This window comes from Brevibacillus borstelensis (assembly GCF_037834415.1).
GTDB lineage: Bacteria > Bacillota > Bacilli > Brevibacillales > Brevibacillaceae > Brevibacillus > Brevibacillus borstelensis_A.
In genome coordinates, this window is record NZ_JAUMSJ010000004.1 from 240,491 (window position 1) to 257,207 (window position 16,717).

Here is a 16,717-nt window from a genome sequence, read left to right on the forward strand (position 1 = left end):
TAATCCGAAATGATAGCGGTGTCAACGAAATTTGACAAGTAGAATTATAAAAAATTATAAAGCGAATCCGAACAATAAATAATTTTTTAACATTTCACACTAGCTATCATTTCTTCTATTGAACCGCAATTCAGTTGATTAATCAATAAAAATTTATCGAGAAAGACGTATTTTTTATCGAGTGCCGGTATATTTATTTCCGAACGATGCCGTTTTTCCATCATTGGGCCCGCCAAATACTTATCAATCGCTATTCAGACTCACTTTTTCACACTTCAAGAAAACGCTTTCAGCAAGTTTTCCGGCAGGGGAAACGCCGGACATTGCGTCCGACGTTAGGATGCTGCCGAAAACCTATTCAGTTATGATTTTGTATATTAATGGTTGACTGTTCAATGACTTGCTGTCGTAGGCATAAGCACCCGCCAGCTCTTCCACTGCCTGCTGGAGCAATTTCTCGTCATTGGCATGTACCGTGGCCAGTACATCGCCCTTGCGCACCTGATCCCCGCGTTTCTTAGTCAGTGCAATGCCCACCGCCAGATCAATCGGCATTTCCTTGGTCAGCCTGCCCGCACCCAACACGACGGACGCATGCCCAACCGTCTCGGCATCGATTGCAGTAATATAGCCGTCCTGGCTCGCTGTAACTTCCGCTGTCAATGACGCCTTCGGCAGACGGTCAGGATTGTATACGTCTTCTTTGTTGCCGCCCTGTGCCTCGATCATTTGAGCAAGCTTTTCCACAGCTTCCCCTCTCCTCATAATTCCTTCCAGACGCTTCCGGCCCTCTTCGACATCCGCCGCGAGCTCGCCCAGTACGAGCATATGAGCCCCGATGGCAAGCGCAAGCTCCGTCAAATCCTTCGGCCCTCTACCGGCAAGCGTGTCAATCGCCTCCTTGACTTCCAGCGCGTTGCCCACAGCAAAGCCGAGGGGTTGATTCATGTCGCTGATGACAGCAACCGTCTTTCTCCCTACTTGCGTCCCGATCTGAACCATGGCAGATGCAAGTGTTTCCGCCTGTTCCAGCGTCTTCATGAAGGCGCCTTTGCCCACTTTTACGTCGAGCAGGATTGCGTCCGCACCCGCTGCTATCTTCTTGGACATGATCGAGCTGGCAATCAGCGGAACCGCCTCTACCGTAGCGGTCACATCCCGCAGGGCGTAGAGCTTTTTGTCCGCCGGCGTCAGGTTGCCCGATTGCCCGATCACCGATACGCCGATCTCCCGGACTTGCTGCAAAAATTGCTCCCTCGTCCGCTCCACCTGAAAGCCGGCAAACGACTCCAGCTTGTCGATCGTTCCGCCGGAGTGCCCCAGACCTCGCCCCGACATTTTGGCGACGGGAATCCCCGCTGCAGCCACGAGAGGCGCCACGACAAGCGTCGTTTTATCCCCTACGCCGCCTGTACTGTGCTTGTCGACCTTGATTCCTTTCAGTGAACTCAGGTCCAGCTGCTCTCCCGAACCGGCCATCGCCAGTGTCAAGTCCCCTGTTTCACGCGGCGTCATGCCGCGGAGCAGGACGGCCATCGCCCAAGCCGCCATCTGATAGTCGGGAATGCTGCCGTCTGTGTAACCGCGAACCAAAAATTGAATTTCCTCGCTGGAAAGCCCCAGGCCATCCCTTTTTTTCGCGATGATATCTACCATACGCATCATTTATTCACCTCGTGAACAATCTTTCTTCCAAACGATGTGAGCAACAGTAAAGAAGGGTATGGTCTCATAACATACCCTCCTGCCAACCGTGCCTACAGCTTTGCGACAATCCCGTTTACCAGCGACAGGAACTGCGCTTTTACTTTTTCCGTCGTCTCCATGACTTCCTCGTGGGACAGCGGCTGCTCCAGTATGCCGGCAGCCATATTGCTGATGCAGGAAATGCCGAGCACATTCATCTTCATGTGCTTCGCCGCGATTACTTCCGGTACCGTCGACATTCCGACCGCGTCACCGCCGAGAATGCGCAGCATGCGGATTTCAGCCGGTGTCTCGTAGGACGGACCGAGCAGGCCGACATATACCCCTTCCTTCAGCTCGATGCCTTGTTCGGCAGCCACTTCTTTCGCCAGACCGCGCAGCGATTTCGAATAAGCCTCCGACATATCCGGGAAACGGGCTCCCAGCTGCTCGTCGTTTTGACCGATGAGCGGGTTGCGGAACGTCATATTGATATGGTCGGCGATCAGCATCAGGTTTCCGGGCTGATAGGTTTCATTAATGCCGCCCGCCGCATTCGTCACGATGATCGTTTCCACCCCGAGCATTTTCATGACGCGGATCGGAAAGACGACCGCATCAAGGTCATGCCCCTCGTAATAATGGAAGCGGCCCTGCATCGCGACCACCTGTTTCCCCCGCAGCTTGCCGATTACCAGCTGGCCTTTGTGGCCGACGACGGTAGAAGCCGTAAAGCCGGGAATCTCGTGATAGGGAATGATCACCGGATTTTCGATCTCATCTGCCAATACCCCCAGGCCAGAGCCCAAAACAAGCCCAATTGCAGGCTTTTCGCTCAGTTTTGGTTCAATATAACGGACTGCATCTTGATATGTTGTCATCTGTCTAACTCCTCTCAAACTCTTGAAATGATATGGCGCTGAATGGAATGCCCGTATTTACAGCTTGGAAAGAAAGCTTTCCCCGATAGCTGGGAGCTGGACGCTAAAATTGTCGGCGATCGTTGCGCCAATGTCGGCGAATGTGTTGCGAATGCCCAAATTGCTGCCGCTGGCAATTCCTTTGTGATAAACGAGCAGCGGAACGTATTCGCGCGTGTGATCGGTTCCGTGGTGAACCGGGTCATTCCCGTGATCGGCCGTGATGATCAGCAGATCGTCACCGGTTAAAGCCGACATCAGCTCAGGGATACGTGCGTCAAATTCCATCAACGCCCGTCCGTACCCTTTCGGATCGCGGCGATGTCCGTATTTCGCATCAAAGTCGACCAGATTGACAAAGCTCAGACCGGTGAATGGCTCTTTCATCGTACCCAGTATTTGATCTACGCCGTCCATATTGTCCTTTGTCCGAATCGCCTTCGTTACCCCTTCATCCGCGTAGATGTCGCTGATTTTCCCGATCGCGATGGAAGCGAGTCCGGCATCCTGCAAACGATTCATCACTGTCGGCGAGAACGGCTTTACCGAGTAATCATGACGATTGGCCGTTCGCACAAAAGCCCCCGGCTGCCCCACAAACGGGCGCGCAATGACGCGGGTGACGGCAAACTTATCGCGCAAGGTCAGCTCCCGGGCCACCTGACAAATGCGGTACAATTCCTCCAGCGGGACGACTTCCTCGTGGGCCGCAACCTGGAACACGCTGTCCGCTGAAGTGTACACGATGACGTTGCCGGTCCGCATATGCTCTTCGCCCAGCTCATCCAGGATGTCTGTGCCGGAAGCGACTTTATTTCCCAGCACCTTTCGTCCGATCCGCTCTTCGAACTCCCGGATCAGCTCGGCCGGAAATCCATCCGGATACGTACGGAATGGAGTCGATACGTGAAGGCCCATGATCTCCCAATGTCCGGTCGTTGTGTCCTTGCCGATGGAAACCTCATTCATTTTTCCATAATGGGCTTTTGGATGATCAGCTGCGGGAACCTTTGCCAAAGGAGCAATATTCCCCAGGCCCAATGCCTGCAAATGCGGAAGAGCGAAGCCTTCTACTCGTTCGGCAATGTGTCCGAGCGTATGGGCACCCTCGTCTTGAAAACGGGGAGCATCAGGCAATTCACCAATCCCGACGCTGTCCATGACAATTAAGAAAACACGAGAAAAACGTGGCAATGCAACCGCCTCCTACAAGTAAGTATGTTGAAGTACCCAGGTGTAAGGATAGGTCGTCAGACGTCTGACGAGGAAAAAAAGAGAGACTATGCTCTCGGGTGTGTTTTTGCGTAAATATCCTTGATCCTGGTTCTGGTCACGTGCGTATAAATCTGGGTCGTCGAAATGTCCGCATGGCCGAGCATTTCCTGTACGGAGCGGAGATCCGCACCGTTCTCCAGCAGGTGGGTGGCAAAGGAATGGCGCAGCGTATGCGGGGTGATCTCGGCTCTGACGTTTGCTTTCTGTGCATATCGCTTGATAATTTTCCAGAAGCCCTGCCTGGTGATCTGCTTGCCCACATGGTTCAGGAACAGCGCCGTCTCCCCCTGTTCTTTCACCAGACGCGGACGCCCCGCCTGCAAGTAGTGGCGGACGATTTGAATGGCGACGGAACCGAGCGGGATGATGCGCTCCTTTGACCCTTTCCCCATGCATTTGACAAATCCCATTTCCAGATTCACATCCGTGACGCTAAGGTTCACTAATTCCGATACACGGATGCCTGTCGCATACAAGAGCTCCAGCATCGCCTTGTCGCGAAGACCTGCGGGATGATTCATGGCCGGACTGTCAAGCAGACGCTCCACTTCTTCCACCGATAGCACCTTGGGCAGCCTTTTTTCAATTTTGGGCGTTTCCAAATGGATCGACGGATCTTTGTCAATGTACTTGTCACGTACGAGAAATTGATAAAAGGCCCGAATCGATGCCATATTTCGCGAAAGTGTCGCTGTAGCCCTGCCTTTTTCCTGCAAGCTCATCAAATATCCGATGATTTGCGTCCGGGTGGAGTCCTCGATCCGGGAGACTCCCTGCTCCTGCAGGTAGGCGGTAAAGGCAACCATATCCCGCTGATAGGATTCGAGCGTATTAGGCGAAAGCCCTTTTTCGACGGAAAGAAAATGGATAAAATGATCAATCAGCATGTCCATGAAGTTGTCCCCTTCAGGTGAAAAGTATCTTGTATTGCTTTCCACACGAAAAGGAAAAGTCCTCTTTTTGGAGGAAAATTGCCCCACTATTCCCCTGTCAGATAGAACAGCTCCAGCCTGGCCATGTACCCGTCCAGATCCTTGGGGGCCGATGTGTTGACGAGCTTTACCACTTTCACCGCGTTCCCGTTTGGTTCCTTGTAATGGTTGCCCGACCATAGCTTATCGGTAAGGAGAGTGATGATCCCGTAGGAAATGAGCGTGCAGGTGACAAACAGGAGAAAAACGCGCAATATCTCCATGAATCGTCGAACCGGTATTCTCATGTGCCGACTTCCTTCCCGTTATCGTTCCTTCCATTATATGCGTCTTTGGCAAATCCATTCGGCCGCTTACGTAGGCAGGTCCTGCAGAACGTCGTCCAGCGGCACAAAAGGCACACCCAATGATTTCGCCACGGCTTCGTACACGACTTGTCCATTCAGCACATTGACCCCGCGAGCCAGCGCGCGGCTTTGCGCAATGGCAGACCGGTAGCCTTTGTTCGCAAGCATCAAGCCATAAGGAATCGTGACATTCGTCAAGGCGATTGTCGAGGTCCGGGGAACAGCTCCAGGCATGTTGGCAACCGCATAATGGACAACTCCGTGCTTAACATAGGTCGGCTCACTGTGAGTCGTAATCCGGTCGATCGTTTCGATCGACCCCCCCTGGTCGATCGCCACATCTACGATGACAGAGCCAGGCGCCATGGATTTCACCATTTCCTCTGTAACTAGCTTGGGTGCCCTCGCTCCCGGTATCAGGACGGCGCCGATTAGAAGATCCGCGGTTCGCACTGCCTCGGCAATATTATAGTGATTGGACATAAGCGTATGCAGTCGGCCCTGGAAAAGATCATCCAGTTCGCGAAGCCTGCCGGCATTAATATCCAGCAGCGTCACCTTGGCTCCCATCCCCACGGCCATTTTTGCCGCGTTCGTTCCGACAATCCCGCCTCCGACAATGACTACGTGCGCCGGAGGAACGCCTGGCACTCCTCCCAAAAGGACGCCCTTTCCACCATGGGGCTTTTCCAAAAATTGGGCTCCGATCTGCACTGACATCCGTCCTGCCACTTCGCTCATCGGCATGAGCAGCGGCAGCGACCCGTCATCTGTCTGGATCGTTTCGTAAGCGATCGCCACCACTTTTTTGGCACACAGCTCTGCTGTCAGTTCCCTTTCCGGAGCGAGATGCAAATATGTAAACAAGATCAGATTTTCGCGAAAATAACCGTATTCCTCCGGAAGCGGTTCCTTTACCTTGCAAATCATATCCGCATGCTGCCACACTTCCGACGCACGGTGGAATATTTCCGCTCCGGCGGCGAGATAGTCCTCATCAAAAAAGCCAGAGCCCGCTCCAGCTTGTGTCTCCACGAGTACCCGATGTCCTGCCTGCCTGTACGCGCTTACGCCCGCCGGGGTAAGCCCCACCCTGTTCTCGTTGTTCTTCAGCTCTTTTGGAACTCCAATAATCACGCTTTCAAGCCTCCTCCGCTTGGCATTCCGCTTTCCTTATCATGCCTCCGGGAGTGAATCTCTAACAGCCAAAAAGCGTTAAAACAAGAAAAACTTCTCCTGTTTAAAGAGAAGTTTTTTACTTGAAGTCCTCCACGTTGACCTTGTCGATACAGCGGCTGCAAATGCCGTAAAACGACAGGCGGTGATCGGTAATATAAAAGTTGTAAACATTCTTTACCTTTTCTTCTGCGGATACGAGCAGGTCTTCAAAAATTTCATCCACCGAGCCACAATTGTTGCAGATCAAGTGATGGTGATGATACTCGGAATTATCGTCACGAAGGTCGTACCTGGCGACTCCATCGCCAAAGTTCATCTTGTGGATGATTTTCAGCTCACTCAGCAATTCCAATGTGCGGTACACAGTAGCCAAGCCTATTTCAGGGGCCTTCTCTTTGACGAGCAGATAGACGTCTTCGGCACTCAGATGATCTTCCTCGTTCTCCAACAACACGCGAACAGTGGCTTCACGTTGTGGCGTCAGTTTATAGTTTTTGGAATGAAGCTGCTGCTTGATCTTCTCTAACTTTTCTTCCAACATGCGTGCCCCTCCCCGCTCACACGAAACCTGCTCCTATTATAGTAGAGGGGCATCCAAGAAGTCAAATACATAAGTTCTTACTTGAGAATAATTATTGATTGAGGACGATCTGCATCAGCTTGGGCGAGACAAACGTCTCGAACATCGCCGCCATTGTCAGGACTAAAAGCATGGCGAGCACCAGCAAGGAATACCCCATAAAATGGGGCATGATCACATCCCGCTTGCTCAGCAGCCTGGTTCTGATCAGCCGAAGAGAAAATGAAATTCCGCTTACGCCCACGATCATCAAAGCGGGGACGACCAGCAGGTTTTGCGGCAATACGCCCATGAGCGCAAACGTGACTCCTTGCCATTGCAGCTGATTGACCAGAAAGCCGACCGTAAAGCCGATGACCACTCCTTTTAAAAACAGAAGGAGCAAAATCATCGGCAGGCCGATAATGGATAGTCCCAATACCCACATGATGCCGACTGTTTTTGCGTAGTAGCCGAGCGACTGCTGAAAGTGCGCATTCGGCTCGGGGATGCCTTTTTCTCCCATACTGCTGAAAAAGAACTGGAGAAATCCGAACAGCTCCTGCCTCTGCGCGAGCGGCAGTGAATTGACGATGACCGCGCCGAAAATAATTCCCATCGTAAACAGAACGATTGTAAACCAGTATAGTGATTGGTGCTCTTTGGCATATAGCTGGATTGTTTGTCCAATTCGCGACCGCACAGCAGCTCGCCTCCCGCTTCGCTGATTCTTTTACAGCTTATGCGGACGGGCTGTCGCCTATGACTTGTCCTCATGAAGCGGGAGGATCTTGCCGTACGTACCCGCTCCTCCCGCTTTTACCTGCAGCCGCCCTTCTCTGGCCAGAACGATCAGCTCCGCGATTCGGTCTCCTGTTATAGCTGCCAACTGTTCCTGCTCTGTTCGATGCAGGATAGACATTTCCGTGCCAAACCGTTGGTAAAGCTTTTCGCGGAGCTTCGGCCCCACTCCCGGGATAAATTCGAGCGGCACCTGCTCTACATATGGCGGCCGAAACGGCGGGTGCACTCCAAGAGGGGCATCAGCCAACTGGGCGATCCGGTCGTAAACGCCCCGAACCACTCGCTTGAATCCGCATTGCGGACAGCGCCCATGCTCGTCCGCCGGCTCAGTCGATTGACAGGACTGACAGGCTGTCTGATGGTACTTGCCGAGCTGAGGATGCAGACCGTAGTTTACGCTGACACCGCGTCCTTCTTCCCGGCGCAATGCCTTTACCCACTCTCGGAACGATCTTTCTCCCATGGCAATCGATTGGTATTCCCTTCCGATTTTGGCCAATGAATGCGCATCGGAATTGGTCAAGAACGTCTTCCCGTGCAGCTCAAGCAGACGATCCGCCATGTCTGTATTGGCGCTAAGCCCCAATTCCACTGCATCAATCAGGCTCGGATCGATCAATTCGGCCAATGAATCCGTGCAGCTTCCGTATAGCCCTTTATGCGGCGTAAAAATATGTGCGGGCACAACTACTCCGCCCCCATCGGCCACGACCTGCTGAAGCTCCCGCAACGTGGTTTGAATACGCTGTGAGCTGAGCTGCACATTTTTGCAGCGCTTGGAAAGCCATTCTGTAAACAGCCGCATCCTTGCCAAATCCGGCAAATAGCAGAGAAAATGGGCTTCTCCCCTGGCTGTCTCCCTGATCTCCACCTCGCAGCCGAGAATCAGCATCGTCTGTTTGTACAGCACACCGCCATCTTTATGCTCCGATGCATGACCCACGTCGATGAGATACTGGAGCTCGTCTTGCACCTCCGGCGAGTGGGCATCGATAATCCCGATCATATCCATGCCTTTCCGCTCTGACGCCTCTTCCAGAATTCGCGTCAATGTCATGTGGCGCGAAGCCGTAATTTTGACGGGCTTTCCGCTCCACGTTCCACCGACGTGGATATGCATGTCGCAAAAGAACGTCGGCAACGCGTCCGGTTTATTTCTTTCCATGCAACAACCGGTTTTCCCACGCGAACAATGCCGCTACTGTTTTCGCATCCCGGATCTCGCCGCGGCGATGGAGCTCATGTGCCTCTTCCAAGGTCAGCTCGAGCACTTCGACAAATTCGTCTTCATCCGGTTGGCTCTCTCCCTTTGTCAGTTCGGTTGCCATGTAGAGGTGGAGAATTTCGTTGGCAAATCCCGGAGAGGTATAAAAGGAGCTGAGATGCGTATAGCTTTTTGCCTGGTACCCTGTCTCTTCCTGCAATTCACGCTTGGCACATGCCAGCGGCTCTTCGCCCGGCTCCAACTTTCCGGCCGGAAGCTCCACAATGACTTGCTCCAACGGTTTTCGGAACTGGCGGACCGCCACAAGTTTGCCTTCATCCGTCAAAGCCATGACGGCAACGGCTCCCTGGTGGGTGACAATTTCCCGCTTCGCTGTGTTTCCATTGGGAAGCAGCACTTCATCCACTTTCAGCGTGATAATTTTCCCTTCATAAATCGTTTGACTGGAAATCGTTTTCTCATACAAATGCTGTGTATCCTTCATCGGTTCATCATCCTTTGCCTATGGGCTGGTTCTAAACGGGGATGGCTCCCCATATGCTTTGAGCAAGACACTTGTCCCATCCATATTGTATAGGAGGAGAGAGAGGATGAAAACCTACGTTGACGAAAAGCAGATTCGGATGGTGGGAAAAGCCTGGGAAATTCGCGCTACCCTTCGGTCCTGGTCAAAAAAAGACCTAACTTTGCAAGAATATCTCGCCCGGCGGACCAACCGGCCTCGCCGGTAAAGAAATCTTTTATGCAAGGGATGCTCTTTGCCGCAAGCATCCCGGCCAAAACGGCTGTCTGAAACGGGGTCGGGTCTTGCCGCCAGCTTCTGCCCATCGTGGAGAAATGCAGCTCGTGCAGGCACTCCAGCCGTTCCAGTATGGCCTCGTCTGGCGCTGCCGCATGCATGAGCATATGGTCTGTCTGCTGACAGATGCCTTCCATTTGCCTGGCGATTCGTTCGTCGCGTTCATCATCCCATACAGGTACCGGTACGAAAACCGGTCGAAGGGCAAACCTTTTCAACACAGTAATGGTATGATGGCTCACGCCCAGATGCCGCTCGCGCGGATCGGAAAAGCTGATCCTCGGGATAAAAAACGGGACGCCTCCGAGTAAGCTGACCGCATGAATGACTTCCGCCAGCTGCATCCCTGAAAAGCCGAATGGAGTGGCTGTCCCCGCAACACCGGGCCCGAGAATGCAAAGGATAATGTCGGCACGAGCTACGTGACGGGCGGCCAACAATCCATTGTGAATCGAAACGCTTTCCCAGTCTCCCCCCCACGCATGTCCGGTCGTTATCGTTCCGCTCAGCAGCCCTGTTCGCTTGAGATGGTCTGCCTGGTGACTTAAAGCGATCGGCAAGGATGCCCCATCCGGCATGACATAGACCGCTCTGACCTCAGAGGCCGCTTGCTTCACCGCTGAAGCAACTGCCGGAAGCAGACTGTGGAGCTCTCCGATCAACACAGGTGTCCCTTCGAGGGAAGCTCGTTCATTGCTAAAAAGCTGATGATAAGGGCTATGCTGCTCCTCCACGGCATCCACGGCCATTTGCCACGGGGAATAGCGCATTTTCATGACGTGACCCCATGTGCTTGGATATACATCGACCACGTTTTTCTCTGATCGTTTTCCCACTACAATATGATACCCGCCTGTGCCTAACTGGAGTCGAATGGCGGTCGTATTCATCAGAAGCTCTTCGCCCTCCTCATACTGCTCTTCCGAGTATGAGACGGCGTTTTCGATCAAACCGGTTTCCGGCAAATACAATTCCAGTATCTGCATGCCCTGCCGCTTTTGCAAAACCTGCCTTACAATCCCCGATTCCAGGCGAAGCACTGTGCATCCCCCCGCTTTCGCCAGTCTTTCTGATCAGGCATCCGTCCACTAAAGACTAGTACCTTTTTTGATAAATTATGGGAATTTGGCAAAAAAAAGAACCAGGTCTCCCTATTGGAAGACCCGGTACTCACGCGAGTATTACGCTGTTCTGTTCGCGCTTTATTCCAGCACCTCGGCAATCACGGCCAGCACCAGCTCGGAAGCTTTGTTCAACTCAGCAATCGGCATCCGCTCGTTCTTGGTATGGATTTCTTCATAGCCGATCGCAAAGTTAACACTCGGGATGTTGTAGCCGTTAAAGACGTTGCCGTCGCTGCCGCCGCCGCTCGATACCAGCTCGGGATTGCGTCCGATGCGTTTCACTGCGCCGATCGCTTTTTGAACGACTGGCGTCTCTTCGTTAAACTTGTACCCGTGATACATGAAGATCACATCGTTTTCGCATTGACCGCCCATCTCTGCGGCCGCTTCTTCAAATGCGGTGGTCATGCTTTTTACCTGCGCCTCCAGCTTGTCCATCACCAGGCTGCGCGCTTCCGACCATACTTCCACGTAGTCGGTTACGATGTTGTAGGCCTTGCCCCCCTCAAACCGGCCGATATTGGCTGTCGTATCGGCGTCAATGCGGCCCAGAGACATGCGGGAAATTGCTTTGCTGGCAATGGTGATCGCACTGATTCCGTCTTCGGGGTTTACTCCTGCGTGAGCAGCTTTTCCGTGAATTTTCGTTACGATTCGATACTGTCCGGCTCCCGCTACGGTAATGGCTCCCACAGGTCCTTCCGAGTCGAGGATAAAGCCCATCTCTGCCTTGAGCAAGCTGGAATCCATCGCACGGGAACCAACCAAACCGGATTCTTCGCCGACCGTCAGGACTATCTGAATCGTCGGATGCGGAAGGTTTTGCTCCTTTAGTGTACGCATGGCTTCAAAAATCGCAGCAATCCCGGCCTTGTCGTCCGCTCCCAGAATCGTGGTTCCGTCCGAGTACACGTAGCCGTCCCGCACCTGCGGCTTGACGCCGTTGCCGGGAACGACTGTATCCATGTGGCTGCTGAACAGGATAGCCGGTCCTTTTGCGGTGCCTTCCAGCGTGGCGATGAGGTTGTTCCCGCCGTGGCCTGTCTTGGCCGCTGCATCGTCTTCCTCAACGGTGAAGCCCATTTCCATCAGCTTGTCCTTCAGCACTTTGTTGATTTGCGCTTCGTTTTTCGTTTCACTGTCGATTTGGACGAGCTCCAAAAACTCGTTCAGCAATCGCTCCTGGTTGATCACGACGATTCCTCCCGAATAAAGCCCCCGCTGAGCCGGGATGGCGGCCGCAGGGCTTGTCTAATGAAAATGCCAAATGATCGCATAGTCTGCACGTTACAAGTATACAGCAAAAAAATTTTTTCTACCATGTCGTGCCAGCCTTTTTTGCTTCTTTTACAGCGGGATGTTTCCGTGCTTCTTGGAAGGCCGGCGCTCTTCTTTGTTTCTCAGCATTTCCAGCGATCGCTTTAGATACTTTCTTGTTTCCCTCGGGTCGATCACATCGTCAACCATGCCGTTTTCCGCTGCCACATACGGATTGGCAAAGCGCTCGCGATATTCCGCGATTTTGGCCTGGCGGGTTGCAACCGGGTCCGCGCTCTGCTCGATGTCGCGGGCAAAGATGACGTTTGCTGCTCCTTCCGGCCCCATCACGGCAATCTCGGCATTCGGCCAGGCGTAGACGACGTCGGCGCCGATCGCCTTCGAATTGAGCGCGACATAAGCCCCGCCGTATGCTTTTCGCGTAATGACGCTGATCTTGGGAACAGTCGCCTCGGAGTAGGCAAATAAAATTTTGGCCCCATGCCTGATAATCCCGCCATGCTCCTGATTGATGCCGGGAAAGAAACCCGTCACATCGACAAATGTGATCAACGGAATATTGTAGCAGTCACAGGTCCGAATAAACCGCGCCAGCTTGTCAGACGAGTCGATATCCAGGCCGCCAGCCATCACTTTCGGCTGGTTGGCGATAAGGCCCACGCTCTGTCCGTCAATGCGCCCGAAGCCTACCACGATATTGCGCGCAAAATCAGGCTGCACCTCTAAAAACTCGCCACCGTCCACGATTTTTTCCAGCACTTTTTTTGCATCGTACACCTTCGTGCCCGCTACCGGGACCAGATCGATCAGCTCTTCCAGCCAATCGCCGTCTGGCCCGCTGTACGTTTTGACCGGCGGCTCCTCCCGGTAATTTTGCGGCAAGAAGCTCAGCAGGTTGCGTACCTGCAGCAGGACCTCCTCCTCAGTAGCGGCAGTAAAATGCGCGTTTCCGCTGATCGCCGAATGGACAGAAGCGCCGCCCAAATCTTCGCTGGAAATTTTTTCGCCGGTCACGGTTTCAATCACTTTCGGTCCCGTAATAAACATCTGCGAGGTCTTTTCCACCATAAACACGAAATCGGTAATCGCCGGGGAATAAACCGCTCCGCCTGCGCAAGGGCCCAGAATCACCGAGATTTGCGGAATCACGCCCGAATAGATCGAGTTGCGGTAAAAGATGTGCCCGTATCCGTCGAGGGAAACGACCCCCTCCTGAATCCGCGCTCCGCCGGAGTCGTTCAGACCAATGACAGGAGCGCCGTTTTTGGCCGCCAGATCCATGATGTTGGCGATCTTTTTGGCGTGCATCTCGCCAAGGGCTCCGCCAAAGACCGTAAAGTCCTGTGCAAAGAGGTAGACCAGCCGGCCTTTGATTTTGCCGTATCCCGTCACGACCCCTTCGCCCGGCGCGTCCAATTTGTCCATGCCGAAGTTGCTCGCCCGGTGTTTGACAAAGGGCTGCAGCTCGACAAATGTATCAGGGTCGAGCAGAAGGGAAATCCGTTCCCGCGCTGTCAGCTTTCCGCGATTGTGCTGGGCAGCGATCCGCTCGTCTCCGCCGCCCAGCTCCACCTTCCGCTTGCGCTCGTACATCTCATCGATTTTTTCGAACATCGCTTCACTCATGCTTGCCTTCCTCCTTGCCCGCAGCTGCATCCGGATATTGACACAATTCGAACAGGACTCCCCCTGCTGCCCTCGGATGGATAAAGCCGATTTGCGAGCCGTGCGCTCCCGGTTTGGGCGTCTCGTTGATCAGCGGAATGCCATTTGTTTGCAAGCTCCGCAGACGCTCCTCCACGTCCTCCACATCAAGCGCAATATGGTGAATCCCTTCTCCGCGCTTGTCAATGAATTTGGCAATCGGGCTGTCTGCACTCGTCGGCTCCAGCAATTCGATCCGGCTTCCTCCGATTCCAAGGAAAGCGACGCGCACCTGCTCGCTTTCTACCGTTTCCGTCCCGAGCAGGGTCAGCCCCAGATGCTGGATGTAAAAGGGCAGGGCCGCCTCCAGATTTTTGACTGCTATACCGATATGGGCAATCTTTTTTGGCGCCTTCTGAAAGGTCATGCGCTTTCTTTTTACGTGGGCGCGGATAAAGTCGGCGGTGATGCTGGTAGGCGTCCCCGGAGTGAAAACTTCCGCAACTCCATGTTCTTTTAAAAAGGGAATGTCTTCCTGAGGGATTACGCCTCCCCCGACGACCAATATGTCATCCGCTCCCTGTTCCTTCAGCAGGCGGACAACCTCCGGAAACAGCTCATTGTGGGCCCCTGACAGACAAGAGAGGCCCACGCAGTCCACGTCTTCCTGAACCGCTGCCGCCGCAATCTGCGCCGGCGTCTGACGGAGTCCCGTGTATACCACTTCCATCCCCTCATCGCGAAGCGCCTGCGCCACAACCAAGGCCCCCCGATCATGCCCGTCGAGTCCCGGTTTGGCAACCAGCACGCGAATTCTCTGTTCCATCAATAGCTCCCCCTTGTCATTTGAACCTTCCTGCTCTTCGCTACACTGCTCGGTACTCGCCAAATACGCTTCGCAATACCCCGCAGATTTCTCCGATCGTGGCGTAGTGCCGTACGCACTCGATAATGTACGGCATCAGGTTGTCAGTCCCTTGAGCCGCAGCCCGCAACTGATTGAGCGTTTGTTCAATTTGCTGTTGATCCCGCTTTGCACGGAGTAGGTCCAGCCGCTCTTTCTGCTTCCTGCCAAGCTCGGGATCCACGCGAAGAAGCTCAGGCTGAGGCTCGTTGTCGAGCTGAAAACAGTTCATTCCCACTACCTTTTCCTCGCCGGATTCGATTTTTCGCTGCGTTTCATAGGCCTGCTTGTGAATTTCCCGCTGCATATAGCCCGCTTCCACGGCAGCTACCGCGCCGCCGATTTGCTCGATTTTTTCCAAATAGGCAAGGGCCTTGGCCTCCACCTGGTCCGTCAAATACTCAACAAAGTAGGAGCCTGCCAGCGGGTCGACCGTATCCGTCACGCCGCTTTCAAAGGCGATGATCTGCTGCGTGCGCAGCGCGATGCGGGCTGATTCTTCCGTCGGCAGCGCCAGTGCCTCGTCGCGTGAATTCGTATGCAAGCTTTGCGTACCGCCAAGGACTGCGGCCAATGCCTGCAAGGTTACTCGGACGATATTATTGTCTGGCTGCTGCGCCGTCAGCGTAGAACCGCCCGTTTGCGTATGCACCCGGAACTGCCAGGACTTCGGATTTTTCGCTCCGTATTTCTCCTTCATCAAGCGGGCCCACATTCTCCTGGCCGCGCGGAATTTGGCGATTTCTTCAAAAAAATGATTGTGTCCGTTGAAGAAGAACGACAGCTGCGGAGCAAAACGGTCAATGTCAAGACCGGCCTTGAGCGCAGCCTCCACATATGCAATGCCGTCCGCAATCGTGAACGCCACTTCCTGCACCGCGGTCGATCCGGCTTCCCGAATGTGATAGCCGCTGATGGAAATCGTATTCCACTTGGGCACATTTTCCGCACAGTAGGCGAAGATATCGGTAATCAGCCGCATCGAAGGCTGAGGCGGAAAAATGTACGTGCCCCGGGCAATGTATTCCTTCAAAATGTCGTTTTGAATCGTTCCTGACAGCTTCTCCGCCGGTACTCCCTGTTTTTCTCCCACTACGATATACATGGCGAGCAATACGGATGCCGGTGCATTAATGGTCATCGAAGTGCTCACCTTGTCGAGCGGGATCTTGTCGAGCAGCACTTCCATGTCTTCCAGGGAATCGATCGCCACACCGACCTTCCCGACTTCTCCCGTAGCCATCGGGTCATCCGAGTCGTAGCCGATCTGCGTCGGCAGGTCAAAGGCGACACTCAACCCTGTCTGTCCTTGTTCGAGGAGATAGCGAAACCGTTTGTTGGTTTCTTCCGCGGAACCAAAGCCGGCATATTGCCGCATCGTCCACAGCCTGCCTCGATACATGTTGGGCTGAACGCCCCGCGTAAAAGGATACGCACCCGGAAATCCTACTTTCTCCATATAAGCATCATCGATTTGATCCGGCATGTACAGCGGATCGATCTCGATAGCGGACGAGGTGGCAAACTGCTGCTTTCTTTCGGGCGACTTGGCCAGCCGTTCATTCAGCTCTTGTTGCCACTTTCGGTACAGTTCGGTACAATCTTTAGTAGTCACCTGCGAACACCCCGTTTTCCATGGTAATGACCGATTGTTGAAACGAAGGAAGGAACTTCTCCCCCTTCCAATAATTCTAGCACAGCGGGTTACACAATAACGCGACAATTTCCACTTTTCGTTCAGTAAATTTTTCAATCGCGCTATTCAGGAGGTTCGGTATGCCGAAACAATCGACACTGGTAAAAATTATGGTTTTTATTATGATCGCCGCCCTCGTGGTTCCTACGTTCTTTTACTTCCGATGATAGGAGGGCAAGCAGGCCGCCATCCATAAAAAAGCTGGAATGGCAGCTCTTTCGAAACAAGCTGGCTCTTTGGCAGAAAAGCTTTTTATGCGTTTCCGGAAAGGTGCAACATCGTAAAGTGGTTAACCTTTGCTGCGCGACAAGAAAAACCCTTCCCAATCGGGAAGGGTTTTTGCTT

15 protein-coding genes are annotated in these 16,717 nt (G+C 53.5%); all 15 read right to left on the reverse strand.

Annotated elements, in window-relative coordinates:
* Positions 1–354: 354 nt before the first annotated feature.
* The gene (locus Q3F21_RS06620; protein ID WP_340250720.1) at positions 355–1,662 is read right to left on the reverse strand and encodes a pyrimidine-nucleoside phosphorylase; all 1,308 of its coding nucleotides are present in this window, start codon (positions 1,660–1,662) and stop codon (positions 355–357) included.
* Between the two features lie 95 nt (positions 1,663–1,757).
* Positions 1,758–2,567, reverse strand: a complete 810-nt coding sequence (locus Q3F21_RS06625; RefSeq protein WP_340250697.1) for a purine-nucleoside phosphorylase — start codon at positions 2,565–2,567, stop codon at positions 1,758–1,760.
* Between the two features lie 57 nt (positions 2,568–2,624).
* Positions 2,625–3,800, reverse strand: a complete 1,176-nt coding sequence (deoB, locus tag Q3F21_RS06630) for a phosphopentomutase (protein ID WP_340250698.1) — start codon at positions 3,798–3,800, stop codon at positions 2,625–2,627.
* 86 nt (positions 3,801–3,886) lie between these two features.
* On the reverse strand, positions 3,887–4,774 hold the full coding sequence (gene xerD, locus Q3F21_RS06635; protein WP_340250699.1) for a site-specific tyrosine recombinase XerD: 888 nt from the start codon (positions 4,772–4,774) through the stop codon (positions 3,887–3,889).
* A gap of 86 nt (positions 4,775–4,860) precedes the next feature.
* Positions 4,861–5,100 carry a DUF4227 family protein gene (locus tag Q3F21_RS06640; protein WP_340250700.1) on the reverse strand — a complete coding sequence of 80 codons (240 nt, stop codon included), beginning with the start codon at positions 5,098–5,100 and terminating at the stop codon, positions 4,861–4,863.
* A gap of 66 nt (positions 5,101–5,166) precedes the next feature.
* The gene (gene ald, locus Q3F21_RS06645) at positions 5,167–6,297 is read right to left on the reverse strand and encodes an alanine dehydrogenase (protein WP_340250701.1); all 1,131 of its coding nucleotides are present in this window, start codon (positions 6,295–6,297) and stop codon (positions 5,167–5,169) included.
* A gap of 118 nt (positions 6,298–6,415) precedes the next feature.
* Complete coding sequence (locus Q3F21_RS06650) at positions 6,416–6,880, reverse strand: Fur family transcriptional regulator (RefSeq protein WP_340250703.1); 465 nt, start codon at positions 6,878–6,880, stop codon at positions 6,416–6,418.
* 91 nt (positions 6,881–6,971) lie between these two features.
* The gene (spoIIM, locus tag Q3F21_RS06655; protein WP_340250704.1) at positions 6,972–7,601 is read right to left on the reverse strand and encodes a stage II sporulation protein M; all 630 of its coding nucleotides are present in this window, start codon (positions 7,599–7,601) and stop codon (positions 6,972–6,974) included.
* A 57-nt stretch (positions 7,602–7,658) separates the two neighbouring features.
* Positions 7,659–8,867, reverse strand: a complete 1,209-nt coding sequence (locus Q3F21_RS06660) for an endonuclease Q family protein (RefSeq protein ID WP_340250705.1) — start codon at positions 8,865–8,867, stop codon at positions 7,659–7,661.
* Positions 8,854–9,411 (reverse strand): NUDIX domain-containing protein, encoded by a 558-nt coding sequence (locus Q3F21_RS06665; protein ID WP_340250706.1) that lies wholly within the window; start codon positions 9,409–9,411, stop codon positions 8,854–8,856. Before Q3F21_RS06665 ends, Q3F21_RS06660 begins: the two co-directional genes overlap by 14 nt.
* A gap of 167 nt (positions 9,412–9,578) precedes the next feature.
* Entirely contained in the window at positions 9,579–10,766 is a 1,188-nt protein-coding gene (locus Q3F21_RS06670; RefSeq protein WP_340250708.1) for a DUF3866 family protein, read from the reverse strand.
* Between the two features lie 162 nt (positions 10,767–10,928).
* Positions 10,929–12,050 carry a M20/M25/M40 family metallo-hydrolase gene (locus Q3F21_RS06675; protein WP_340250721.1) on the reverse strand — a complete coding sequence of 374 codons (1,122 nt, stop codon included), beginning with the start codon at positions 12,048–12,050 and terminating at the stop codon, positions 10,929–10,931.
* A gap of 147 nt (positions 12,051–12,197) precedes the next feature.
* Positions 12,198–13,754 (reverse strand): acyl-CoA carboxylase subunit beta, encoded by a 1,557-nt coding sequence (locus tag Q3F21_RS06680; protein WP_340250709.1) that lies wholly within the window; start codon positions 13,752–13,754, stop codon positions 12,198–12,200.
* The gene (mce, locus tag Q3F21_RS06685; RefSeq protein WP_340250710.1) at positions 13,747–14,598 is read right to left on the reverse strand and encodes a methylmalonyl-CoA epimerase; all 852 of its coding nucleotides are present in this window, start codon (positions 14,596–14,598) and stop codon (positions 13,747–13,749) included. Before mce ends, Q3F21_RS06680 begins: the two co-directional genes overlap by 8 nt.
* A gap of 40 nt (positions 14,599–14,638) precedes the next feature.
* A complete protein-coding gene (locus Q3F21_RS06690; protein WP_340250711.1) occupies positions 14,639–16,291 on the reverse strand; it encodes an acyl-CoA mutase large subunit family protein in 1,653 nt (550 codons plus the stop codon).
* Between the last annotated feature and the right edge of the window lie 426 nt (positions 16,292–16,717).